The following is a 16,706-nucleotide window of genomic DNA, read 5'->3' on the forward strand; positions in this document are numbered from 1 at the left end:
ACAATTTCAGCATTCTTAAACTACAGCATCTATTGTAAAGAAAGTTACCGCTCTTCGCAATAACATTGATGCGAATTCAATGTTAAACCTATCCATTTGACCACAATCAAGAAGGCGCTCCCTCCTGAAGCACGGGATATTTGCGTTCTGCACGGCTTACAAACCAGTTCATCAGAATCAAAGTGACCCCGATATCATCTATGGGCATAAACGGAATTACGTCCGGAAGTACCCAGTACAACAGGGCTGGAATAATAAACAACAGCTTTTCTCCCAAAGGAATCTGCGGAGCCCGGAGCAACCGGGGGAGCCTCTTGAAAACTTGTGTCCATCGTTTGAACGACAGCAGTCTTCTCCACTTCATTCGAATCCCTCCGTAACATTATATATGTCGCCATAACGACACGCACATCATTACCCCTTCAAGAACCCTTCAAGAACCATTCAGAACGAATAATGTAACCTGTGAATTAAAAAATAAAAAAACGGAACGTCGCTCACAGCGTCCGTTCCTGTTATACGAATAATCCACCGTTAAGTTTCGCAGCTTCATAATCAGGTACCTTGCCTCATTGTCCATTGGATAACAGTTCAGCCAGCAACATTCCCACTTCTATACAGATATCATCAAACTGTTCTACCGGAAGCGGATTAACACCCAATCCAACTTCAACCGTGAAGCCTGGTCTACCGAAATCTTGAATAAACCAGTCTTTGTATCCGGCATCACTTCCGCCGAGCTTCACGGCTTTGTAGCCCGAAGCCTTGGCAAGTCTGCGCGACAGCGGCGCACTCTCTCTCGGTTCCAGATCACGATAGTTCCAGTAGATCTCCTGACCCTGACTATGCAGGGATACGACCGCAGCGAATGCATGCTGCTGCGTCCATTGTGCTAAAGCCTGCGCCTCCGGTTCTGTCAAAGGCGCTGTTCCTGCATAATCTCGGGGACCAGGCGAGGTCACGCCCCTTCTCGCTGCTTCTTCATCCCAATGGGCGGGAAATTGATCATTCAGATCCACCCCTCTGATGTTGGCCTTCCAGTGGGTGAAATGTGATCTGCCGGCATTCCAGGCTAACAATTGCTGTGCATGCGGGTGTTGATTGACCACACCTTCCTGAACCAGTTCTACACCGTCCGGATTAACCATCGGTACTGCCCAGAGTGTCGTCTCTTGCATCCAGCGTTCTGTCTGGAATTGATGCCATGCCTTATGCGTGCTATATGCCTGGGCATATTCTTCGATAAACTTCATCAGAACTGCTGTTGTCAGCCACTCATTGGCATGAACGGAAGCGTTAACATGAATATGTCTCTGCCCTTGCCCGATGCGCAAATAAGGCAGTGACTTCCCCATGACACTTGTTCCAATCGATCCCGTCTCAACAAACGGGTAAAGCTTCTCCAGCTGGTCTATATCCCTGATTAATTCTCGATAACCATACTCTCCCTGAATCTTGACAATAGTTTTTCCATTGGAAGCCGGAATATGAATACAACGACCAACCCAGTCAGCTATATTGGCAATTTCAGGATTGGCCCGACGCAAGTCCTCTTCATCCAGACCAAAGCGCCCTGCAATCCCCCCTACGCTCTCCCCGGGTGGCACAGCATACCTGCGACCTGTCCCAGGGACAATACGCAGCATCTGACCTGCAAGCAGGTAAGGCTGGGAGGCAGCTTCCGGATTCAGAGCAGCAAGTAACTCTTTGGTCATATGGTGTGCTGACGCAATTCGCGGCATCGTATCTCCCCGCTGAACAATGATCCACTGCAGTTCCATGTTGTTCTCCTTTCCACAGGAAAAGGCAGCCTCCTGTCGGGTTCTCCCAATTTCGTGTCTATAACATATATATGCAGCCCCGGTTGTCCGTCATGTGACATCAATCATGTTCCATCACCTGTCGATACAGAAATATGACAAAAAATCCCGGAACTTCACAGTTCCGGGATATCGTCTAGGCAATATACTTTAATTATAAGTCCTATTCATAAAAACTTTCGCATATACCTATGGTAATTTCGTAACCTGCCAGACTACAGGTGTCTTGGAGATCTGCTCTCCCAACCATCGACGGGTGATATTCTGGAACATGCGCGGGTCGCCAGTGCAGAAAAATTGATGCACCGGGGTCTCATCCCCGCTGGCCAGTTTTCGTTTATCATATAAAATCGTACTGATTTCCCGTGCCGTTTCATCTGCCGAACTGATTAGCTTCACTTCCTGTCCCATAACCTCCTGAATGGTGTCCATAAGGAAAGGATAGTGCGTACAACCCAGAATAAGACAATCAATCGGCTGTTGTTTGATCTCACCCAATGATTGCTCCACCGTATGTGTCGTGTGCTCGGAACGAAATTCACCTTGCTCCACCAACGGCACGAGCGCCGGACAAGCCTGACTGACCACATCGATATAGGGGGACAACTGCTTGAGCGCCAATGTATAAGCCCCACTCCCAATGGTACCCACAGTACCGATCACACCAATGCGTCCTGTACGTGTCGCTGTGATTGCCGCCCGCGCTCCCGGATGTATAACACCAATGACAGGTACATTCACCTTGGCACGGATATACTCCAGCGCAGCTGCTGTCGCTGTGTTACAGGCGATAACGATAACCTTCGGATTAAATTGGATCAAGAAATCAACGATTTGTTCCGTAAATTGTTTCACTTGTTCGGACGAACGGGGTCCGTACGGTGTTCGGGCAGTATCCCCAAAATAAATGATCTTTTCCCGCGGGAGCTGACGCATCACTTCCTTGGCGACGGTCAATCCTCCCACACCGGAGTCTAATATAGCGATTGCTTGCTGCACGAACACACCGCTTCCTTCTTCATTGAATTGGTTCTGATAATAATTGTTCCACAAAGCTTTCTTCCTACCGTATGAACATTCCGGCAAAAAGGTACCTACATCTTACCCGATTTTATTACAGGGTTCAAATAAAATCCGCGTGCTGTGTCATCACCGTGTGGAAACACAACAAAGCAGGCTCTCCTCTAAACCCGAGGAAAGCCTGCTATCCCAAGCTTTGCTTTAGTTGTCGTCCTTGGACTCATCCGCAGGAAGCTTCGCTACAATGTCGATTCCGGACTCATCTGCTGCTTTGTCCGTATCGGGTTCTGTGATGACTGCCGATATGCGAATTTCCTTGCCCTCAGCGCAGTTACGCCAGGATTGAATATCCTGAATCACAACATCTGCGGTCTCTTTGACCTTGGATACGATCTGTGAACTTTGTTCTCCAACCTTGCCAGCGAGTTCCTGACCTTTCTCCGATACCTGACGAGCACCTTCCGTAATGTCCTGACGAAGTTCGCGTCCTGATTTTGGTGCCAGCAGCAATGCTGTTACAGAACCTACTACGGAGCCGATAAGAGCTCCCCACAACAAACTTTTGTTAGAATCCTTCACGTCACATCTCTCCTTTGCTTTCGTTTAAGTACCGGATCAGAAGCAACGGCCTGTCGCTCACCCATCCGGGCGAATGCCTACTCTGTTGATGCATTATAAGCAGCACAGGCTTGACTTGACACTCCAGATATCAAAAATAATCTAAACGTTCTCTTTTCACCTTCATCTTCGCTTAATCAGGTCTGACGAGCAGGCTCCAGATCAGCCGCCGCATGCTCATCTCCCGGGTCCAAATCAATGACATATCGCCCTGGTGCAATCAGTGCCGCCTGATGCTCACAACGCCAGCGACGTCCGCCGGAAGAACCCAACGTCTGTCCATCCTGCAGAACATCCCCCTGATCAAATATGTAATACGCCGCACCCAATAAGGTCTGGGCGACCGTATCCGGATCAAGACCGACGAAGTGACACTGTACATCAGGCACCCCCAGTGCCGACAACCCTACCGTATCCATAACCAACTCGCGCTGTTCTTCCGTACCTCCAGCCTGATACATCCGAACGTTCATGGCCGCATACAGATGTTCCTCACGTTCCTGAGCTTGCGTATATGCTTCCGGTTCAACCAGCTTATCACTGCCGTACCAATACAACGCATCACAAGTCAAGCTTTCCATGATTGCCAGTACAGTCTTCTGGAACAGCTCCAGACGCCGTTTGCGAGGCATGGCTGCGGTGAACATGTCATGTAATCGGATGGAGTACCGCGCAGCTTCTACAACTTGTCCTGCTTCAGGCCAGTGCCATGCTTGCTGCAAAGCCCCGCCAAAACGTGCACGATCCACAATCTCATTGACAGGAAGCATGCAGGTCTGGGCAGGAATATCCCCTTCCTGAAAGGATACCTTATGGTCCAGATGATAGAAGACCAGCATCTCATGCACTTGCTCTCCATCCCCTTGTTTCACATCCAGCCGGACTTGTCCTGTGTGACGAATCAGAGCTTCCTGCAATCGCAGGCGATCCACCTCCGGAGGTTCCCGGAACAAAAGTTCAACCATATATACCGGATGGAATCCAGAAGGTATTTCATTTGTATCTTTGCTTTCAGTATTTCCTTCATTGAATTCTTTTGATTCATTCGTCATGCGATTTCCCTCATTCCTTACGCTGTCCCTCGGCTTGTGCCGCATTAAAAGGACCCAGTTCTTTTTCCACGTAGTCGCTAACCTTGATGGCAAAATGTTCAAGTACGCCTGGCAACGCTACGCTAAGCGGATGGAGCTCAGACCGCTCCCAACTATAATAATCCTGCACCAACGGCTTACGTAACGTAACAAGCTGACGCAATATCTCGTAGGTATCATTGTCAAAAACCTTTTCTTCATAATTAATCTGAATAATATCATCATAGCTGCTCGCATCTCTCATGATGAAGCCATCTATCAGATAACTTCCCACATCGGTAACAATCTCGATCGCCAGGTGAAGACAACGTTCCTGCACCATCCCCAGCATGAGACTGCCATCCCAGGCCTGAGCTGCCTGGCGAAGCCCTTCGGCTACCTCCGGTACAGCAGCTAGCCGGCGGGCAATCTGTTCTCTGTTCACATAATACATTCGTTCACTTCCCGTTCAGTGAGTTATCGGTTCCGTTTCCCTCTTCGCTTAAGCCAGAATATCATCACAGGACAAGCGATTAGAAACACAACAAAAATATATAGAAATTCCATAACGTCTCTTAAATCGCTCATGCAGAGTCCCCTTTATTTCAAAGTCGTGTGAATAATGACAGATCAGATTTCATAGTCCACTGCGATGGACTGTTCTCTGACTTCGTTCATGTACTTGATTACTTCCTGATGAAGCGGGTGAACTTGATACGCCTGAAGGTCCTCCAGTGAAGCAAATTCTGCCGTGAGTGAAATGTCGAATGATCTGTCCGAGCGAAGCACATCGATGCCTATTTCAAGTGAAATCAGAACATCAATTTTGCCCTCCAGATTGCGAAGCACCTGGGCAGCGGCTTCAATACTTTCCGCTGAACGATCTTTCATTTTGAACAGGACAATATGTTTAATCATCTGAGCAAGCACCTCGTTTGGTATAATAGTAGAAATGAATGAATTTTCGTGTATTCAAAATATATCATACCGTTCTTTATTACGAAAGGATACTTGGAAACGTTCTCTTGAGAAGAATAACTAATCCGAACCGTTTCCTTTCGTTTCGGATTTCTCTTGAGATCCACCATCCGTCTGTTTTGCGGATTCCTTCTGCGAAGTTTGTCCTGTTTCAGCCTGCTGCTTCATACCGACCGGGCTTTGCTGCGGTTGAGGCCATTCCCGATCCGCCAGATACTCCTGATCTTCCTGTTTCTTTAATACTGCTATAGCCTGTCTGAGCTTTCCAGGCAACGGAAGTCCGATCTTCGCATAATTTTCGGTAATCGAGATCAATTCATTGACCAGGTAGAAATAAATAGCACCGCCTTTGATAATATCGGTTCCCATGAGCAGGTCAATTCGGTGGGCAAGCAAGACAACGGTCAACATCAGCCCTTTGCGAGCAAGCCCCCAGAATCCAACGTTACTATTCAATCCGGTTCCCGTCCTCACAGCCGCCGCCAAACCTGTTATATAATCCACAGCCATCGCAACCGCGAGCAGGCTCAACAGTTGATCCCATCCGCCAAAAGCAAACGTAACAATCGCTCCCGAGACAGCAGCAAAGGTATTCACAGATAGATTCACGTTCCTCACCTCTCCCTTACACTTGAGTACCCTACAATATATGTAAAAGTAAGAGATTTGACAGGTCACATGTCATGCTGAACTTGCGGATTTATCATTTCAGATTTGTGCACATCCTTTTTTCAAGCCGATGAAGAAAAGAGCATGTTTTTGGGGAAATCAGGGAAATAAACCGCATCATATCAACAAAAATTAGATAAAAGTTCTTAAGACCTATAAGCAGTTAATTAGAACTATATTATTTTTATTCCCGTTCAATTTAACCCGTCATTTTTAGTGAAACATTGTAATCTAGGAATATACTAGGATGTCAATTGCGTATGGTCTAGTTCGTAGTTCCCTCTTTATCGTGAATTGACGCATTGACGCATTTGTAACCGGTAAACCCGGCACTTGAAAGTACCCCGTTGTTTATTGTAGTATTTGGTTAAAAAAAATCGGAGGAAATATGCCTAATCAACCAGAACAACATTCCATCCAGGCGTGGTCTCTGATCAACCGTAAATACTTGGGAAAAGGCGTCCGTGTTAAACGATTCCGAAAACCGACACGCTGTCAAATCCGCAATCGTGTTCTTCTTGCCGTGCTGATGGCCAATGATATCAAGCTGTCCCAGCTCGCAGAGGACCTCTCCATCTCTTCACGCAGTGTCAGTGCGTGGGTGTATGAAGGACGGATACCCGGCAGTACCAATTTGGACAAGACATGCCAATTACTCGGTTACCCGCGCCACATTCTCTTTAATGAAGAAGTTGTGCGTAATAGCCCTGTGATATGTCAACCCGAGTCATCTCGCTTCATGAAGCGTACGGTGACCCGTTCTCCGGTTAGTAACCGTATTCTGACAGGCTTGTGTATGGTCCATGATTTGTCGGTGACAGATGTCAGCCACTGGATCGGGGTTCATCCCGGCACTTTCCGCAAATGGCTGCATCAGGGAACGCTGCCTTCTGCTGCGTTTCAGGAACAAGCGGAGCAATTTTTCCGCATCCCGAAAACTATTTTGTTCGCAGATGTCATCTTGAAAGATCGTCGCAACAACTAAATAAGCGAACAGCCAAAAGGCTCTGCTCTCCCCTAGGGAGGCCAGAGCCTTTTTTAACGTAAAACGTATGCCTTCTCTCCCGGACTTGAAGCAGTCTTCTGGCTATTCCATCGGAAATGTCAGATAATCTCCCCTTCTTCGCCTTTTGCTTCCAAAGAGAGCCATTACAGCCCTCTACAAGCTAAGTTTACACATTTCATCATGACCGATCTCTCTAAAAGGCTATCCTTACCTCGTGTTCAACACTTCATTGATATATTTCAATCCGGTATATCGAGGACGAAGCGTATGCGCTGTGGCGAATGCATGCTCTACCATTCCCGGGGTTACACCCAGTTGTTCAATAGTTACCGGTCCGCCTACTTGTTCCAACCAAGCGGTGAGCTGAGCAACCTCCGGCAAATGGTCATATATGCCGAACACCGGTTCACTCGAAGTCTGTGCGAGTTCTTTATATTTTACAGTAAGCAATGCACAAGCTACACCAACTTTGGCACCATGCAGAACCAGTCTCTCTCCCGCTTGCATCAGGTCCATCTCCCAGATATGAGACAGGTGGTGTTCTCCTCCAGACGCCGGACGGGAGTGGTCAATGATCAGCATGGAGATGCCGGATACAATTAACGCGTCCATTAGTACAGCCACCCCTTCCGCTCGTCCCTCCGCAATAGCTTGTACATGATCTATACAGGTGTTCAGCGCTTCTTCTGTCATCCGATAAGCGACCGGACAGAACGGTTCTCCGCCCAGTTCACGAGATACAACCCAGTCTGCAAGCGAAGTATATTTACCAAGCATATCTCCGAATCCGGCAGCATTCATCACTTGGGGGGCTTGCTCCAGAATATCCAGATCGGCAAAGATAGCCTCAGGCGGCACAGCCTGAAATGTCTGTTTGACTCCGCTTACAATTAAGGGTGCACCTGCAGAGGTAAACCCATCTACCGAAGCCGCTGTCGGTATGGACAGAAATGGCTTGTTCATTTTGGAACAGACAAATCGCACCAGATCATGGATGGTACCAGAACCCACGGCGATGACTGCCTCACTAGTCAGATTCACACCCAACATGACTTGTACAATAGCGGCTTCGTCGGCAACGATATCACCCGTGTGATTCTCCGATAGAGCGATCTCATCCACATGAATCCCCGCTTCCCGAATACTGCTCAGAACATCAGACCCAGCGGCCCGAAACGTATGACGATCATAAACAATCGTCACTTGATGGTACCCTCGCTCAGACAAATAACCCGGCAACCTCTGAATGGCCCCAGCTTCCAGATGAATCAGCATATCCACCATTCGATGTTGATGTCCACAAGCACACTGCTGCGCTTCCTCATTCCATGCTGCAATTCGTTCGTTCATATTCATTCGCTCTTACCCTCCCATATGAGATCTCATGCATAATTAACGGGTTAAAACCACAAAATGAAAAAAGGAAATAAAATGTGATGTTTTTCCTGATCACACTTTACTTCCTATACCCAACATTTGCAAATCCATATCTCACATTTCCAAGTAGGTGAATCGATGAAATTAACGAAAGAATTAGGGATTTCGCTCGGATTTCTCGCCGGAACCACCTTTGGTAGCGGTATCGCTTTTTTGTTTCGTCTCCAGTCCGTTGAAGTTATTGCCAGTGTTACGCTGTTCGGTATCGCAGGAGCCATTGCGGGAATCATCATGGCAGTCATTTTGCGACAGCGGCAGCATTAGAATGCCAGCGCATCATGGCGAATTCACACTAATTCTACAAAAAAATAAAGAAAGGTTCATGAATTGCTCTGGAGCAACTCATGAACCTTTCTTTTGTTTGATGCGGTCGAGAGGACTCGAACCTCCACGGGGGTTAGCCCACACGGACCTGAACCGTGCGCGTCTGCCAATTCCGCCACGACCGCATAATATGTATCTCCTCATCCATCGATGAAAAGCGCTCCGGTGAAGCAATTCCTTGTTTTACCGTAATTCAGAGTATACATGGTCCAAAATTAAATTGCAACTTCTTTTTTTTTATTTCATTCATGAAAAGGACATATGTCCTTTTTTATCAAATTCAAACATCCTATCGTAGCATTAGGCACATAAACCAACCATGCAACTGAAAAAAATGAAGGAGAGATCCACTTTGAAAACAGCCAATCTTTGTTTTATCGGTGCCGGATTTCATGCATCCACGAATATATATCCTTCTGTTGTTGAGGCTGGAGGGCAGATCCAGGCCATTGCCACTCGCAGTATCGAACGCTCTGAAGCAGCTCTGCTGCGATTTGGCAGCAACGGAAAAGCGTATGACAACGCTCAGCTTATGTTACAGCAGGAAACCTGTGATGGAGTCGTTGTCGTCGCCCAGCCTGTAGATCAGACCGCTCTTGTCCTTGAATGTATTCGGGCTGGCAAAAATGTATACGTGGATAAGCCGCTCGGATGGAACGCAGCCGAAGCCGCCTCTGTAGCAGAAGCTGCCGAACAGGCTGGCGTCGTCGTCATGGTCGGTTTCATGAAACGTTATGCTCCCATATATATGAAACTCAAGGAACTCATTGATGGCGGTTCGCTAGGTAAGGTGCGTTCATTTCAGATGAAGTTCGCGGTAGACAGTACGCCATTTTGCAAGGATGAGGAACAATTCATGAAGCTCGCTTCCATTCATATGGTCGATCTGATGCGTTTCCTGTTCGGAGAAGCCGTACGGGTTACAGGCACAACTGTGAGGGATAAGGAACATATCAACCAGAGCATCTCCCTTGTATTTGAGAATAACGTCGTGGGCAGTGCCTATTTCATCGGCATGAGTGCGTGGTCACGAGAAAGCGAAAATGTACTCGTGACCTTTGATAACGGATTTGCGTATGCTGAAGAGATCAACACACTCACTGTTCATTCATCCCGAAGCTCAACCAGCCTTCCCTGGAAATCTCTTGAGGAACAAGATAGCGTATATACTCCTTCCGGATCTCCCATGTCTGGAGCTTATCGTGACCTTTATCTGCGCGGGTTCGTTGGTGAAATGGCTCATTTTATTGAATGCTGCCAAAATCAGGCTGTCCCACATTCCAGTGCCAAGGATAATATTGGAACGATGGCACTATGCGACGCTATTCTATCGTCACTGGGGTGACGTATATACGTTCATTTTTCAAGATAAAAGACAAAAGAAGCTGTCCCTTGTTCTTAGGGGTCAGCTTCTTTACTATTTGATAACGGTCTGGATGGTAATCGTGCGGTTACGTCCCTCTTCCTTCGCTTGATACAGAGCATTGTCCGCCAAGTGGAACAATTCCGTTGCCGTTGTGGAATGCAATGGATATTCAGCAATTCCAGCAGAGATGGTGACAGAACGATCGATAGGCAATATACTTTCTTCGACCGTTATTCGGATACGTTCAGCAATCTCAAAGGCGACATTGGATTCGGAATTTCTTAACAACACAACAAACTCCTCTCCTCCAAAACGAGCGCAGACATCTTCTGGTCGAACGGACAATTGAATGATGTTGGCAATATGTTTCAGTACTTCATCCCCTGCATGATGCCCGAATGTATCGTTAATGGATTTGAACCGGTCAATATCCAGCACAATAATGGTGAATGGTGCTTCTTCCTGAATCCAGTCCTGAATGACCTCTTCGAATGTTCTGCGATTGTTCATGCCTGTTAAGACATCTGTTCTGGCGTCATAGGCAAGCTGGTTCGTCTGTTTCCTAAAGTTCGCCATCGCTCCAACAACCGTTCGTGTGAGAAGATCAGCCTCCCTGTTCCAGTGAGGCTTCATTACCGGCAACTCCACTTGCCCCTTATCAACCTGATTCACCAAATCAGCGAGCAGTACAAATGGGCTGGCCAGCTTGCGTGCAACCCGAACCACAATAAGGGTCAGAATCAGGAACGGCACTGAAGTATACAGCAACAACATACGGATATGATGATTCAGCTGATCGTAGACCGTTTGAGTTGGAGATACGATCACCACTCCCCAGTCTGTTGATGGAACTTTGTAATAACCCGCAAGTGAATCCACACCTGCCAGGTTTTTGTATTGCTCTTTCCCCGTCTCGTTTTTTAGCAGCTTTTGTACCACTTCATTTTTACTGACATTTTCACCAATTCGGTTGGTGTTTGGGTGAAATAACAAAGTGCCCTTCTTATCCACAATAAAAAAGTAGGAACCATTACTTGTCTTGAGCTGACTGCCAAAAGACAGACTCAATATATTATTTTCCTGTAAAAAGATATTTCCACCGATTGTTCCTTGGTACTCCCCTGCCGAATCAAAGATCGGTTCACTTACAAATACAATTCTGCGTTTGGTTCTGGGTGTCTGGTACGCTTCGGAGATATACGAAGCCCTCAATTTAACCGCTTCTTTTGCTGCATTGGAACTAACATGGTGACCTACGCTAGCCTGTGAGTAAGGTGAGGTAGACCTGACTACTCCCGCTTTATCTACCAAAGAAACGGAATTGAAGAAGTTACTGCTATTGCGAACCAGATCAAGAGTGGAGTTCAATTTGTCCGCATCGGTGTAATCCATCTCTGGGAAATACTTGGCTGCATATTTCAAACTCTCCTGCATGGAATAAAATAGTGAATCCAGCGTTTGGCTCATTTGCACAGCGCTTGCGTAATTTAGCGACAGAGTGTTATCAATGAGTGATTGTTTCTGAGATGTATAAGATGAGATGACCATGATGGTCAATGTCATTAAAACTGAAATGGTGACCAACCCGCCAAGCAAGGCCGTAAGGCTAATCTTCTTGATATTTTTTAGTTTTTTTCGTAATCTGGATATCCTGTTAGCTGCAATCATTTATTACTTCCCCCGGATTTTCATGAAAAAGCATATTCCCTCTATCTTATACGAAAGTTGTTAAGATCGGATCAACCAGAATCAACAATGATATATCCCTCTTCTGGCTCCTGTTCAACAAAGCCCGCCATGTGACGAAGCTGAAAATCAATCGGATGATGACTGCCCATCAAAATACGATTTTGGACCTCATCTGCCGTTTCTACAGGCAATGCGAATGCACGTGTATAGGCAAACTGTCCCTGAAGTGTGGTATAGACCGCATTGACAAGCCGATCATTGCCCGCACGTCCGAACACATTAAGGATCACAGCTCCATCCGAGTCCAGCTTGTCCTTGACCATGGCAAAAAAGTTACTGGATATAAACTGCTCAGGTGTGCCCGTTGCCGTAAATGCATCAACAATAATATAATCATATGTCCCAGCGGGTTCATGCCCTAATAATTCACGACCATCCCCAATAAGCACAGGATTCCCTTCATATCCAAAAAAGGTTCGGCTCAACTCAGCAACCTCTGCGTCCAGCTCGGCCACCTTTACCTGACGATCGGACAAGTAGGCTGGCAACGTGCCAATACCATGTCCCACCACAAATACTTTATCAAATGCAGGGTCATTTCGTTCCATTAGATGCACGATCGCTCGGGGATACTCCAACACCATCCGGGCAGGCTCATCCAGATCCATGGCTCCCTGCACAGCTGCGTTGGAGAATTCCAATACACGAAACCGTCCCTTTTCTCCATAAAGCCTTTTCGTATCATATACCGTCAGCTCATGCTGTTCACTTTTATTTCGATACAGAACTCTCACGAACCGTTCTCCCTTCGTACGCTTACACTTGTTCGACATATATCTTCATTCTATTACACGGGATGACAACATACCACCCTATACTTGAATGATCGTAGTAGATCAAGAAAAAGACTGTTTCCGATCATACGGAAACAGCCTTTTTTATGAACCTTTCAACATTATTAAGAGCCTATAGCCTCATGCAGAGCCTGGACATATTCCACGCCCAGATTGGAGAGAGAAGTACTCTTGTGACTTATCCAGCCTACATTAATGGATTCCTCACATTCCAGCGGAACAGGAATGATCTCGTTTCCGTTCAGATCGGCGCTAAGCACTCCTGTAGAGATGGTATAACCATTCAAACCAATCAACAGATTAAACAACGTTGCGCGGTCATTGACCTGGATGCTTTTCGGATGAGATAACGTACTCAGGATTTCTTCGGAAAAATGAAAGGAATTGTATTCTCCCTGGTCAAAAGACAGGTACGGGTAATCCTGCAATTGCTCGATTGCAACCGATTCTTGCTTCGCCAGGGGGTTCTTCACACTGATAAAAATATGTGGCTTGGCCATGAACAGGCTTGTGAAAACCAGACCCGCATCTTTTAACAATTTGTTAATTACTTTAGCATTGAACTCATTCAAATACAGGATGCCAATTTCACTACGCAGGCTTTTCACGTCCTGAATAATCTCATAGGTCTTCGTCTCCCGGAGGGCCAACTCGTATTCATCCTGACCATACTTCTGTACCAGACGAACAAAGGCATTCACTGCAAACGCATAATGCTGCGTCGATACGGAGAAATGCTGCGGCGAAGGTTTCGCGTTCAGATACCGATTCTCCAGCAGTTCGGCTTGCTCCACCACCTGCCGTGCATAACTCAGGAACTCCACGCCTTCTTTGGACAGCGATATGCCCTTATTGGTACGTTCAAAAATGGTAATGCGTAGCTCCTGCTCCAGATCCCGAATGGCGTTCGACAGACTGGGCTGGGAGATAAACAGCCGTTTGGCTGCTTCATTCATCGAGCCACGTGTGGCAACTTCAATCACATATTTTAATTGCTGTAGGGTCAAGGTTGAATTCCTCTTTTCGATATCATTGTACCTATTATATACCAAAAGAGACTCTGAACTTAAGCTATACTCGCTGTAGGTCTCACTACAATCTCATTCACGTCGACCTCTTCGGGCTGGTTGATGGCGTATAGGATACTTTGCGCAATTGCCGAGGCAGGAATGGAGATGTTGCGATACTCTTTCATCAAATCCCTCGCTTCTTCATCGGAGATCGTATCCGCCAGTTCCGATTCGGTCACACCAGGAGAAACGAGTGTTACCCGGATATCTCCACCCACTTCCTGGCGAAGACCCTCCGAAATTGCACGGACTGCATATTTCGTTGCACAGTACACCGCGGCTGTTGGTGATACAACATAGGCACCGATAGAGGCGATATTGATAAATTGGCCGAAACCTTGCTGTTTCATGATGGGAAGACCAGCAGCAATACCGTGAAGCACCCCACGAATATTGACATCAATCATGCGGTTCCATTCGTCAATCTTTAGTGCTCCGAGAGGGGATAGCGGCATAACACCAGCATTATTAATAATAACGTCAACATGTCCGTACCGAGTACGAGCCTTATCGACAATCGCCTGCATCTCTTCCAATCGAGTCACATCAAGTGGTTGATATTCAACCGAACCGCCCTCCAAACGAATCGATGAGGCCAATTCCTCCAAGCGCTCCACACGTCTAGCTCCAATAATTACATGTGCACCATGCTGTGCAAGCAAACGAGCAACTGCTTCCCCAATTCCGCTACTTGCACCAGTAATAACAACGACTTTCCCTTTTACATTGGACATATTAATCCACTCCTTCTCATTGGTTATTGGCATTCTCTCGATACAAAACCATGCCAGCATGGTACAAAATATCTTCTCTAAAGTCTCCGTCTGCTGTAAAACCCGTATCATCCACGTATTCAATATGTTCTCCCTGTATGACGTAGCATCCCTTATACGCACTTTGTCGATTGCCCCTCGATTCGTCATATCGACCATTAGGGAAAAGTTCATGCCGGATGTATCCATCCTTCGTGACCCACATTCCTACATACGGATGTTTTTGTTCTTCTTTGCTTCCCATGTGCTCAAGTCCCATTGCTCCAGCCCCCTTCCATGATTCAAAAGTTTCTCTTGTTCATCTTCATTATGAAGGGGATTAGTGACTGCCCGATAGAAAAATCCAACAACATTCTTGCCTATATCTCCGGGAAATTCTAAAATAATAGCAATAGCTTTTCACAGGAGGGCTGCACTTCATGCTTTTAAAAACAACGAAAATGGATCATGAAATTATAGAGCAACAGCAAAAGTTGGCTTCTCTAATCGGGCGTTTCACCCCTATTGATGGGATCCATGCGACGGCAATTCCTTCGCTTGCCTTAATCCGCGCCTCAGAGATCTCACAACCCATATTTTCTGTTCATCAGCCTGCCCTTTGTATTGTCGCCCAAGGGTCCAAATTAGTTATACTGGGACGGGAGAGCTATACCTACGACCTATCTCAATATTTAGTATCTTCCGTAAACTTGCCTATCTCAGGGCAGGTTGTGCAAGCAACCAATGAAAATCCCTATCTATGCATGCGACTGGATTTTGATCCAGGGCAGATCTTCGATCTTATTCGTGATACCCCTTGCGCACCACCCAAACCAGACAACTTAACAAGCCGTGGGTTGTTTGTTAGTTCAACCAAGCTCCCACTACTTGAAGTCGTATTCCGATTGGTTGGATTGCTAGACACACCCAAGGACATTCCTGTCCTCGCTCCACTCTTCATCCGTGAGATTCTATATCGCATTATTCAGGATGAACATGGACATTCTGTCATGCAGTTTGCGGTTCAAAATAGTCATGCACAGCACATCGCTGAAGTCATCGAAGTCATCCAGTCCGAATACGCTAAACCACTTCGAATTGAACAGCTCGCTGCAATGGTCAACATGAGTTCCTCCTCCTTGCATCATCATTTCAAAGCCATCACTGCCATGAGTCCATTGCAATTCCAGAAACAGATCCGGCTCCAGGAAGCCCGGCGAATGATGCTTTCAGGTTCAACCGATGCCGCCGATGCCGCGTTCCAGGTCGGCTATGAGAGCCCTTCCCAATTCAGCCGGGAGTATGCTCGAATGTATGGTCTTCCCCCAAAAAGCGATATCAAACGCCTTCGCCATACACTCGAAATTGAACATTAAAAAATAAAGACCCATGCCATTATGACGTGGGTCTTCGAATTCCAATGGAGAGCATGACCATCAGGAGAATATATTCTTTTTTTGAAATACAGACATTTGGTTCTCACCGGTAATAGGGCATTCATCAGGAAACATACTTCGTTTATGCAACTTCTCGTCGATAAAATCCACTACCTGTTGTAACGAAGCAATCTGCGCTTCAACTTTCTTCCGATGATTCACCAGCATCTCCCTTTCCTCCGGGAAATCTGCCAGATCCGAATCCATGGACATCTGCAGATAAGGCTTCATTTCCTCCAGAGACATCCCTGTTTTTTTCAGGCAAGTGATCAACTTCATCGTTTGAATATCCTCCGGGCGGTATACCCGATGACGATTGACCTTGCGTTCAGCTCGGGGAAGAAGTCCAATTTTCTCATAATAACGAATCGTATCTTCCGATAATCCGGCCTGTTCTGACGTTTCTTTAATGGAGAACAATTCATTTTCGCTCATCATATGGGCCTCCTCCACATTCATTTCTCTCTATATTACAACTTGGAGTCAGCTCCAAGTCAAGCATGATCCGCTCTTCCATCTACCCCCTTGACTTGGAGTCGACTCCAAGTTATAGAATGAGCGCAGCATACAGATTCGTTCTGTAATCCCATTCTTTCT

18 protein-coding genes, 1 tRNA gene and 1 pseudogene are annotated in these 16,706 nt (G+C 46.6%); 4 read left to right on the forward strand and 16 right to left on the reverse strand.

The genetic code is table 11. From position 1 onward, the window contains the following. Positions 1-106 precede the first annotated feature (106 nt). The 8 genes and pseudogenes from AC4G47_RS20580 to AC4G47_RS20615 form a co-directional block, all read right to left on the reverse strand. Positions 107-364 (reverse strand): hypothetical protein, encoded by a 258-nt coding sequence (locus AC4G47_RS20580; RefSeq protein ID WP_336760924.1) that lies wholly within the window; start codon positions 362-364, stop codon positions 107-109. 205 nt (positions 365-569) lie between these two features. After that, a complete protein-coding gene (locus tag AC4G47_RS20585; RefSeq protein ID WP_491102398.1) occupies positions 570-1,781 on the reverse strand; it encodes a M14 family zinc carboxypeptidase in 1,212 nt (403 codons plus the stop codon). Positions 1,782-2,009: 228 nt separating this feature from the next. Continuing rightward, positions 2,010-2,819, reverse strand: a complete 810-nt coding sequence (gene racE / locus AC4G47_RS20590; protein WP_491106755.1) for a glutamate racemase — start codon at positions 2,817-2,819, stop codon at positions 2,010-2,012. Between the two features lie 222 nt (positions 2,820-3,041). Then, on the reverse strand, positions 3,042-3,419 hold the full coding sequence (locus tag AC4G47_RS20595; RefSeq protein ID WP_491102400.1) for a YtxH domain-containing protein: 378 nt from the start codon (positions 3,417-3,419) through the stop codon (positions 3,042-3,044). Between the two features lie 176 nt (positions 3,420-3,595). Beyond that, complete coding sequence (locus tag AC4G47_RS20600; protein WP_491102402.1) at positions 3,596-4,510, reverse strand: DUF4261 domain-containing protein; 915 nt, start codon at positions 4,508-4,510, stop codon at positions 3,596-3,598. A 10-nt stretch (positions 4,511-4,520) separates the two neighbouring features. Then, the gene (locus AC4G47_RS20605) at positions 4,521-4,982 is read right to left on the reverse strand and encodes a DUF86 domain-containing protein (RefSeq protein WP_491102404.1); all 462 of its coding nucleotides are present in this window, start codon (positions 4,980-4,982) and stop codon (positions 4,521-4,523) included. Between the two features lie 176 nt (positions 4,983-5,158). Beyond that, positions 5,159-5,446, reverse strand: a complete 288-nt coding sequence (locus tag AC4G47_RS20610) for a Dabb family protein (RefSeq protein ID WP_458126198.1) — start codon at positions 5,444-5,446, stop codon at positions 5,159-5,161. A gap of 285 nt (positions 5,447-5,731) precedes the next feature. Continuing rightward, positions 5,732-6,124, reverse strand: a pseudogene (locus AC4G47_RS20615) (phage holin family protein); the annotation flags it as partial. Positions 6,125-6,563: 439 nt separating this feature from the next. On the opposite strand from AC4G47_RS20615, the gene AC4G47_RS20620 reads away from it, so the two are divergent. Next, a complete protein-coding gene (locus AC4G47_RS20620; RefSeq protein ID WP_017689431.1) occupies positions 6,564-7,160 on the forward strand; it encodes a helix-turn-helix domain-containing protein in 597 nt (198 codons plus the stop codon). A 228-nt stretch (positions 7,161-7,388) separates the two neighbouring features. Here the strand turns inward: AC4G47_RS20620 and AC4G47_RS20625 are convergent, their stop codons facing one another. After that, the gene (locus AC4G47_RS20625) at positions 7,389-8,537 is read right to left on the reverse strand and encodes a sn-glycerol-1-phosphate dehydrogenase (RefSeq protein ID WP_491102406.1); all 1,149 of its coding nucleotides are present in this window, start codon (positions 8,535-8,537) and stop codon (positions 7,389-7,391) included. A gap of 159 nt (positions 8,538-8,696) precedes the next feature. On the opposite strand from AC4G47_RS20625, the gene AC4G47_RS20630 reads away from it, so the two are divergent. Beyond that, complete coding sequence (locus AC4G47_RS20630; protein ID WP_491102408.1) at positions 8,697-8,882, forward strand: hypothetical protein; 186 nt, start codon at positions 8,697-8,699, stop codon at positions 8,880-8,882. Between the two features lie 101 nt (positions 8,883-8,983). On the opposite strand, the gene AC4G47_RS20635 is transcribed toward AC4G47_RS20630, so the two are convergent. Further along, positions 8,984-9,067: transfer RNA gene (locus AC4G47_RS20635), tRNA-Leu, on the reverse strand. Positions 9,068-9,294: 227 nt separating this feature from the next. On the opposite strand from AC4G47_RS20635, the gene AC4G47_RS20640 reads away from it, so the two are divergent. Next, entirely contained in the window at positions 9,295-10,287 is a 993-nt protein-coding gene (locus AC4G47_RS20640) for a Gfo/Idh/MocA family protein (protein ID WP_491102410.1), read from the forward strand. Between the two features lie 72 nt (positions 10,288-10,359). Here the strand turns inward: AC4G47_RS20640 and AC4G47_RS20645 are convergent, their stop codons facing one another. From AC4G47_RS20645 to AC4G47_RS20665, 5 genes are all read right to left on the reverse strand, one after another. Continuing rightward, entirely contained in the window at positions 10,360-11,976 is a 1,617-nt protein-coding gene (locus tag AC4G47_RS20645) for a sensor domain-containing diguanylate cyclase (RefSeq protein WP_491102412.1), read from the reverse strand. 71 nt (positions 11,977-12,047) lie between these two features. Then, on the reverse strand, positions 12,048-12,791 hold the full coding sequence (locus AC4G47_RS20650) for a spermidine synthase (RefSeq protein ID WP_491102413.1): 744 nt from the start codon (positions 12,789-12,791) through the stop codon (positions 12,048-12,050). A 164-nt stretch (positions 12,792-12,955) separates the two neighbouring features. Then, positions 12,956-13,858: a LysR family transcriptional regulator gene (locus AC4G47_RS20655; protein ID WP_458126191.1), complete on the reverse strand. Its 903-nt coding sequence runs from the start codon at positions 13,856-13,858 to the stop codon at positions 12,956-12,958. 59 nt (positions 13,859-13,917) lie between these two features. After that, a complete protein-coding gene (locus tag AC4G47_RS20660) occupies positions 13,918-14,655 on the reverse strand; it encodes an SDR family oxidoreductase (protein ID WP_491102414.1) in 738 nt (245 codons plus the stop codon). Positions 14,656-14,671: 16 nt separating this feature from the next. After that, entirely contained in the window at positions 14,672-14,953 is a 282-nt protein-coding gene (locus AC4G47_RS20665) for an Atu4866 domain-containing protein (RefSeq protein WP_491102416.1), read from the reverse strand. 160 nt (positions 14,954-15,113) lie between these two features. Here AC4G47_RS20665 and AC4G47_RS20670 point away from each other — a divergent pair, with 160 nt between their 5' ends. Beyond that, positions 15,114-16,049 (forward strand): AraC family transcriptional regulator, encoded by a 936-nt coding sequence (locus tag AC4G47_RS20670; RefSeq protein ID WP_458126188.1) that lies wholly within the window; start codon positions 15,114-15,116, stop codon positions 16,047-16,049. Positions 16,050-16,109: 60 nt separating this feature from the next. Here AC4G47_RS20670 and AC4G47_RS20675 read toward each other — a convergent pair whose 3' ends face one another. Then, positions 16,110-16,547: a MerR family transcriptional regulator gene (locus AC4G47_RS20675; RefSeq protein ID WP_458126187.1), complete on the reverse strand. Its 438-nt coding sequence runs from the start codon at positions 16,545-16,547 to the stop codon at positions 16,110-16,112. Positions 16,548-16,706 lie beyond the last annotated feature (159 nt).

The sequence above is a fragment of the Paenibacillus sp. Negev47 genome, from assembly GCF_058313655.1.

Coding starts and splice junctions, on each gene's coding strand:
- AC4G47_RS20580 (WP_336760924.1), bottom strand. CDS start 364: ATGAAGTGGAGAAGACTGCTGTCGTTCAAACGATGGACACAAGTTTTC.
- AC4G47_RS20585 (WP_491102398.1), bottom strand. CDS start 1,781: ATGGAACTGCAGTGGATCATTGTTCAGCGGGGAGATACGATGCCGCGA.
- AC4G47_RS20600 (WP_491102402.1), bottom strand. CDS start 4,510: ATGACGAATGAATCAAAAGAATTCAATGAAGGAAATACTGAAAGCAAA.
- AC4G47_RS20605 (WP_491102404.1), bottom strand. CDS start 4,982: ATGTATTATGTGAACAGAGAACAGATTGCCCGCCGGCTAGCTGCTGTA.
- AC4G47_RS20610 (WP_458126198.1), bottom strand. CDS start 5,446: ATGATTAAACATATTGTCCTGTTCAAAATGAAAGATCGTTCAGCGGAA.
- AC4G47_RS20620 (WP_017689431.1), top strand. CDS start 6,564: ATGCCTAATCAACCAGAACAACATTCCATCCAGGCGTGGTCTCTGATC.
- AC4G47_RS20625 (WP_491102406.1), bottom strand. CDS start 8,537: ATGAATATGAACGAACGAATTGCAGCATGGAATGAGGAAGCGCAGCAG.
- AC4G47_RS20630 (WP_491102408.1), top strand. CDS start 8,697: ATGAAATTAACGAAAGAATTAGGGATTTCGCTCGGATTTCTCGCCGGA.
- AC4G47_RS20645 (WP_491102412.1), bottom strand. CDS start 11,976: ATGATTGCAGCTAACAGGATATCCAGATTACGAAAAAAACTAAAAAAT.
- AC4G47_RS20660 (WP_491102414.1), bottom strand. CDS start 14,655: ATGTCCAATGTAAAAGGGAAAGTCGTTGTTATTACTGGTGCAAGTAGC.
- AC4G47_RS20665 (WP_491102416.1), bottom strand. CDS start 14,953: ATGGGACTTGAGCACATGGGAAGCAAAGAAGAACAAAAACATCCGTAT.
- AC4G47_RS20670 (WP_458126188.1), top strand. CDS start 15,114: ATGCTTTTAAAAACAACGAAAATGGATCATGAAATTATAGAGCAACAG.
- AC4G47_RS20675 (WP_458126187.1), bottom strand. CDS start 16,547: ATGATGAGCGAAAATGAATTGTTCTCCATTAAAGAAACGTCAGAACAG.